At 71.9% G+C, this 6554-nt stretch carries 1 protein-coding gene and 1 pseudogene; both read left to right on the plus strand.

Going from position 1 to position 6554, the window contains the following annotated elements; all coding sequences use genetic code 11:
• A pseudogene (locus tag AC07DO_RS16870) lies at positions 1–5199 on the plus strand (SDR family NAD(P)-dependent oxidoreductase); the annotation flags it as partial.
• An 82-nt stretch (positions 5200–5281) separates the two neighbouring features.
• Positions 5282–6472 carry a cytochrome P450 gene (locus AC07DO_RS16875; protein WP_479060334.1) on the plus strand — a complete coding sequence of 397 codons (1191 nt, stop codon included), beginning with the start codon at positions 5282–5284 and terminating at the stop codon, positions 6470–6472.
• The last annotated feature ends 82 nt before the right edge of the window (positions 6473–6554 follow it).

A 6554-nucleotide genomic window follows, 5' to 3' on the forward strand; every position in this document is an offset into this window, starting at 1 on the left:
ACGCTCGCCGACCTGCGGACCACAAAGCAACGGCTGCGCGACACCGAGCGCAGGGCGACCGAGCCCGTCGCGATCGTCGGCATGAGCTGCCGACTGCCCGGCGGCGTGCGGACACCGGAGCAGTTCTGGGAACTCCTCGACACCGGAACCGACGCCCTGGCCCCCTTGCCGACCGACCGCGGCTGGAACCTCGACACGGCGTTCGACGACGAGCGGACCTACCGGCGCGAGGGCGGATTCCTGTACGACGCCGGCCGGTTCGACGCCGAGTTCTTCGGCATCTCACCGCGCGAGGCGCTGGCGATGGACCCGCAGCAACGGCTGCTGCTCGAAGGCTCGTGGGAGGCGATCGAGCACGCCAGGATCGACCCCGGATCCCTGCACGGCAGCCGCACCGGCGTCTGGTTCGGCACGATCGGCCAGGACTACTTCTCCCTCTTCGCCGGATCCGGCGGCGAGTACGCCAACTACCTGGCGACCGCCTGCTCGGCCAGCGTGATGTCCGGCCGCGTCTCCTACGCGCTCGGCCTGGAGGGCCCCGCTGTCACGGTCGACACGGCGTGCTCGTCCTCCCTGGTGGCCCTCCACTCGGCCGTACAGGCACTGAGGTCCGGCGAGTGCGAACTGGCCCTCGCCGGCGGCGCCACGGTCATGGCCACCCCGACGGTGTTCACCGCCTTCTCCCACCAGCGCGGCCTGGCGGGTGACGGGCGCTGCAAGGCCTTCGCGGCCGGGGCCGACGGCGCGGGTTTCGCCGAAGGCGTGGGCGTACTGGTCCTTGAGCGGTTGTCGGTGGCGCGGCGCAACGGGCATCGGGTGCTGGCGGTGGTGCGGGGTTCGGCGGTGAATCAGGACGGTGCGTCGAACGGTCTGACGGCGCCGAACGGTCCGTCGCAGCAGCGGGTGATCCGCGCGGCGTTGGCCAGCGCACGCCTGGCGCCGGAGGACGTGGACGCCGTGGAAGCGCACGGTACGGGGACGTCGCTGGGGGATCCGATCGAGGCGCAGGCGTTGTTGGCGACGTATGGGCAGGGCCGGGATGCCGGGCGTCCGTTGTGGCTGGGGTCGGTGAAGTCGAACATCGGTCACGCGCAGGCCGCCGCCGGCGTGGCCGGTGTCATCAAGATGGTGCTGGCCATGGAGAAGGGCCGCCTCCCTCGGACGCTGCATGTGGATGAGCCGTCGGGTGAGGTGGACTGGGACTCGGGTGCGGTGCGGTTGCTGACCGAGGAGCGGGAGTGGTCGTCGGAGGGCGGTCGTCTGCGGCGGGCGGGTGTGTCGTCGTTCGGGATCTCCGGCACGAACGCACACGTGATCATCGAGGAGCCGCAGGAAGAGGAAGCGGCACCGGAGTCCTCCACGCCTGCGTCGGGTGTCGTGCCGTGGGTTCTTTCGGCGCGGTCGGCCGAAGCGTTGCAGCCTCTGGCGCACCAACTGGCTGCCGATAGCGCCCAGTTGAATCCGGCTGATGTGGGGTGGTCGTTGGTTTCGACGCGTGCGGTGTTCGAGCACCGGGCTGTGGTCGTGGGCCGGGAGCGGGATGACTTCGTCCAGGGGCTGGAGGAGGTCGCGCGGGGCCGGGGGGTGCGGGGTGTCGCCTCTTCCGCGCCGGGTGGTCTGGCGTATGTCTTCGCTGGTCAGGGGAGTCAGCGGTTGGGGATGGGCCGGGGGTTGTATGAGCGGTTCCCGGTGTTCGCCGAGGTTTTCGACGAGGTGTGTGAGCGGATCGGCTCGGGTTTGCGGGGGGTGGTGTTCGGTTCGGATGCGGGTGAGTTGAACCGGACGGGGTGGGCGCAGGCGGGGTTGTTCGCGTTGGAGGTGGCGCTGTTTCGGTTGTTGGGGTCGTGGGGTGTGCGGCCGGGGTATCTGGTCGGTCATTCCATTGGTGAGTTGTCGGCGGCGTGTGTGGCGGGGTTGTGGTCGCTGGAGGATGCGTGTCATGTCGTGGCCGCGCGGGCCCGGTTGATGCAGGGGTTGCCGTCCGGTGGGGCGATGGCCGCTGTCCAGGCCTCGGTGGAGGATCTGGCCGGTCTGCTGGGTGATGACGTGGTGGTCGCGTCGGTGAACGCGCCGGGGCAGGTCGTGATTTCCGGGCCTGAGGCGGGTGTGGAGCGGGTGAGGGCTGCCTGCGGGGTGCGTTCGCGTCGTCTGGCGGTCTCGCATGCGTTCCATTCGCCGTTGGTGGAGCCGGTGTTGGGGGAGTTCCGTAGGGTTTTGGAGTCGGTGGAGTACCGCACTCCGTCGTTGCCGGTGGTCTCCAATGTCACGGGTAGCTGGGTGGATCCTGTGGAGTGGGGGACGCCGGAGTACTGGGTGCGGCAGGTCCGTGAGCCGGTGCGTTTCGCCGATGGTGTCGATGCTCTTTTGCAGCGGGGTGTGAGGACGTTCGTCGAGCTGGGGCCTGCCGGGACGCTGACCTCGATGGTCACCCATTGCGCGGAGAGCGCGGACGTTTCGGTGACCGCTGTGCCCACCCTGCGTCCCGACCACGACGATGTCCGCACGGCCCTGACCGCGGCCGCCACTTTGTACGTGCAGGGCCACCCGGTCGACTGGGCCCCGCTGTTCCCGCAGGCCCGCACCGTCGACCTGCCCACCTACCCCTTCCAGCACCAGCACTACTGGATGGAACGCCCCGACAGGCCCACCGTCGAAGATGCCCCCCGTGAGCCGCTCGACGACTGGACGCACCGCGTCGACTGGGTGCCGCTCGTCGACGACGGCCCGGCACCCGTCCTGGCCGGTACCTGGCTGCTCGTCCGCCCCGAGGAAGCGCCCCGGCCGCTCGCCGACGCCGTCGCGGACGCGCTGGCCCGGCACGGTGCCACCGTCGTCGAGGCCGCGCGTGTCCCGCACGACGCCGACACCGAACTGGCCGGAGTCATCTCTCTGCCGGGCTCGAGTGCCGACGGCGACGGCGACGGCGACGGCGGCCTGAACGCGACTCTTCGGCTGGTGCAGGACCTCGCCGCCGCCGGATCCGCCGTGCCGCTGTGGATCATCACCAGTGGAGCCGTAGCGGTCGGTACGTCCGATGCCGTGCCCAACCCGGAGCAGGCCATGCTCTGGGGGCTGGCGCGGGCGGCAGCCGCCGAGCGGCCCGAAATGGGGGCGGCGCGCATCGACCTGCCCGCCGACCTCACCGAGCAGGCCGGACGCCGGCTGTGCGCCAGGCTGCTCGACCGGAGCGAGCAGGAGACCGCGGTCCGGCAGGCCGGGGTGTTCGCACGGCGGCTGGTCCGCTCCCGTACCGGCGACAGCCGGTGGACGCCGCGCGGCACCGTGCTGGTGACCGGCGGGACCGGGGCGCTCGCCGGACACGTCGCGCGGTGGCTGGCGGAGGAGGGAGCCGAGCACATCGTGCTGGCCGGGCGCCGGGGGCCCGACGGCGAGGGCGCCGAGGCGCTGCGGGCCGACCTGGTCGCCGCGGGCGTGAAGGCGACGGTGGTGCGCTGCGACGTCGCCGACCGTGACGCCGTACGCATGCTCCTGGACGCACACGCGCCCGGCGCCGTCGTGCACACGGCCGGGGTCGTCGACGACGGACTGCTCACCTCGATGACGTCCGCCCAGGTCGAGCGCGTGCTGCGGCCCAAGCTGCTCGGCGCGAGGAACCTGCACGAACTGACCCGGGACCGGGAGCTGGACGCCTTCGTGCTGTTCTCCTCCCTCGCCGGTGTCCTCGGCGGCGCCGGGCAGGCCAACTACGCCGCTGCCAACGCCTACTTGGACGCGCTCGCCGCACACCGCACCGCGCGGGGACTGCCCGCGGTCTCGCTTGCATGGGGACCGTGGGAGGGCGACGGCATGGCCGCCGCGCAGGAGGTCGCCGACCGGCTCCGCCGCAGCGGTCTCACCCCGCTGCCGCCGGAACAGGCCGTACGGGCCCTGGGCCGGGGCAACGGGCCGCTGGTCGTGGCCGACGCGGACTGGGCGCGGCTGGCCGCAGGATCGACACAGCGTCTGCTCGACGAGCTCCCCGAGGTGCGTGCGGCCAGGCCGGCGGAGGCCGCCGTCGAACAACGCCCGGACCTGCTCGCCCGGTTGGCGGGGTGTCCGGCGGAGGCGCACAGTGAGGTGTTGCTGGAGGCGGTCCGGGAGGAGATCGCCGCCGTACTGCGGTACGCCGATCCGGCGCGGATCGGCGCCGACCAGGAGTTCCTCGCCCTCGGCTTCGACTCGCTGACGTCCATCGAACTGCGCAACAGGCTCGCCACCCGCACTGGTCTCACGCTTCCCGCGACGCTCGCCCTGGAGCAGCGCACACCCGCCGGACTCGCCGCCCACCTCGGCGAACGGATCGCGGACCGCCCCGCCGTGCCCGGCGACAACCCGGCGCCCGCGGGCGCCGAAGTCCCGGATGCGGGCGGCGGAAGCGGTCTCGGTGAGCTGTGGCAGGAGGCCGACCGGAACGGTCGGCGGCTGGAGTTCATCGACGTGCTCACCGCGGCCGCCGCCTTCCGGCCCGCCTACCGTGACCCGGCCGGACTGGAGCTGCCGCCGCTGCGGCTCACCTCCGGCGGGGACGGGCCGCCCCTGTTCTGCATCCCCTCACACCTCGGCAAGGCCGATCCGCACAAGTTCCTGCGGTTCGCCGCGGCCCTGCGCGGACGGCGGGACATCTTCGTCCTGCGCCAGCCCGGGTTCGTACCCGGACAGCCTCTGCCGGCGGGCCTCGACGTCCTGCTCGACACCCACGCGCGGGCCGTGGCCGGGCACGACAGGCCCGTGCTGCTCGGCTACTCGGCCGGCGGTCTTGCCGCGCAGGCGCTGGCGGCCCGACTCGCCGAGCTCGGCAGGCCGCCCGCGGCCGTCGTGCTCGTCGACACCTACGCCCCCGACCAGACGGAGGTGATGGCCCGCATCCAGGGCGCCATGGAGCAGGGCCAGCGCGATCGCGACGGCAGGACGGGCGCCGCCTTCGGCGAGGCCTGGCTCACCGCGATGGGCCACTACTTCGGCTTCGACTGGACCCCCTGTCCGGTCGACGTGCCGGTGCTGCACGTACGCGCCGGCGACCCCATGACCGGTATGCCCGTCGAAGGACGGTGGCAGGCCCGCTGGAACCTGCCGCACACCGCCGTCGACGTGCCCGGAGACCACTTCACGATGATGGAGGATCACGCCCCGCGCACCGCCGACACCGTGCACGACTGGCTCGGTACGGCCGTCCGCCGCCCTGAGAGAACCCGCGACTGACGACACGTCACCGACAGCGGCATCCTGCCCTGTCCTCGTTCCCGTCCGTTCCTTTCCTTCCTTCGAAACGGAGTTCCTTCTCATGCCTTCCTTCCCCGTACGCCGGTCCGTGCCCGACACCCCGCCCGCCGAGCACCTCGAACTCCTCGAGGAGAGCGGTGGCGTCTGCCCCTTCACCATGGAGGACGGCCGTCCGGCCTGGCTCGCGGCCAGCCACGACGCCGTGCGCTCCCTGCTCGCCGACCGTCGCATCAGCAACAACCCGGCGAAGACGCCGCCCTTCTCGCAGCGGGAGGCCCTGCAGAAGGAGCGGGGCCAGTTCAGCCGCCACCTGTTCAACATGGACTCGCCGGAGCACGACGTGGCCCGCCGCATGATCGCGGAGGACTTCACGCCCCGGCACGCCGAGGCGGTCCGGCCGTACTTCGAGGAGGTCTTCGGCGAGATCGTCGACGAGGTGGTCCGCAAGGGCCCGCCCGCCGAGATGATCGAGTCGTTCGCCTTCCCGGTCGCCACCCGCACCATCTGCAAGGTGCTGGACATCCCGGAGGAGGACTGCGAGTACTTCCAGAAGCGCACCGAGCAGATCATCGAGATGGACCGCGGCGAGGAGAACCTCGAAGCCGTCGTCGAACTGCGCGGCTACGTCGACAGCGTCATGCAGCAGCGCACCCGCAAGCCCGGTGACGACCTGCTCAGCAGGATGATCGTCAAGGCGAAGGCGTCCAAGGAGATCGAGCTCAGCGACGCCGACCTGGTCGACAACGCGATGTTCCTGCTGGTCGCCGGGCACGAGCCGTCGGCCAACATGCTGGGCCTCGGCGTGCTCGCGCTCGCCGAGTTCCCGGACGTGGCCGAGGAGTTGCGGGCCGAGCCGCACCTGTGGCCCGGCGCGATCGACGAGATGCTCCGCTACTACACCATCGCCCGGGCCACCAAGCGGGTCGCGGCCGCCGACATCGAGTACGAGGGACACACGATCAAGGAGGGCGACGCCGTCATCGTGCTCCTCGACACCAGCAACCGCGACCCGAAGGTGCACGACGAGCCGAACCGGCTCGACATCCACCGCTCGGCCGGCAACCACCTGGCCTTCAGCCACGGACCGCACCAGTGCCTGGGCAAGCACCTCGTCCGGGTCCAGCTGGAGATCGCGCTGCGGGCCGTCGCCGACCGGCTGCCCGGCCTGCGCCTGGACATCGCCAAGGAGGACATTCCCTTCCGCGGCGACGCCCTGTCCTACGGGCCGCGCCAGCTGCGCGTCACCTGGTAACAGCCACCGACGGCCCTGGGGGGGGGGGGGGGGGGGGGGGAAGGGGGGGGAGGGGGGGGGGGGGGGGTGGGTGGCGTTGACG

Source organism: Streptomyces sp. NPDC045678 (assembly GCF_056432085.1).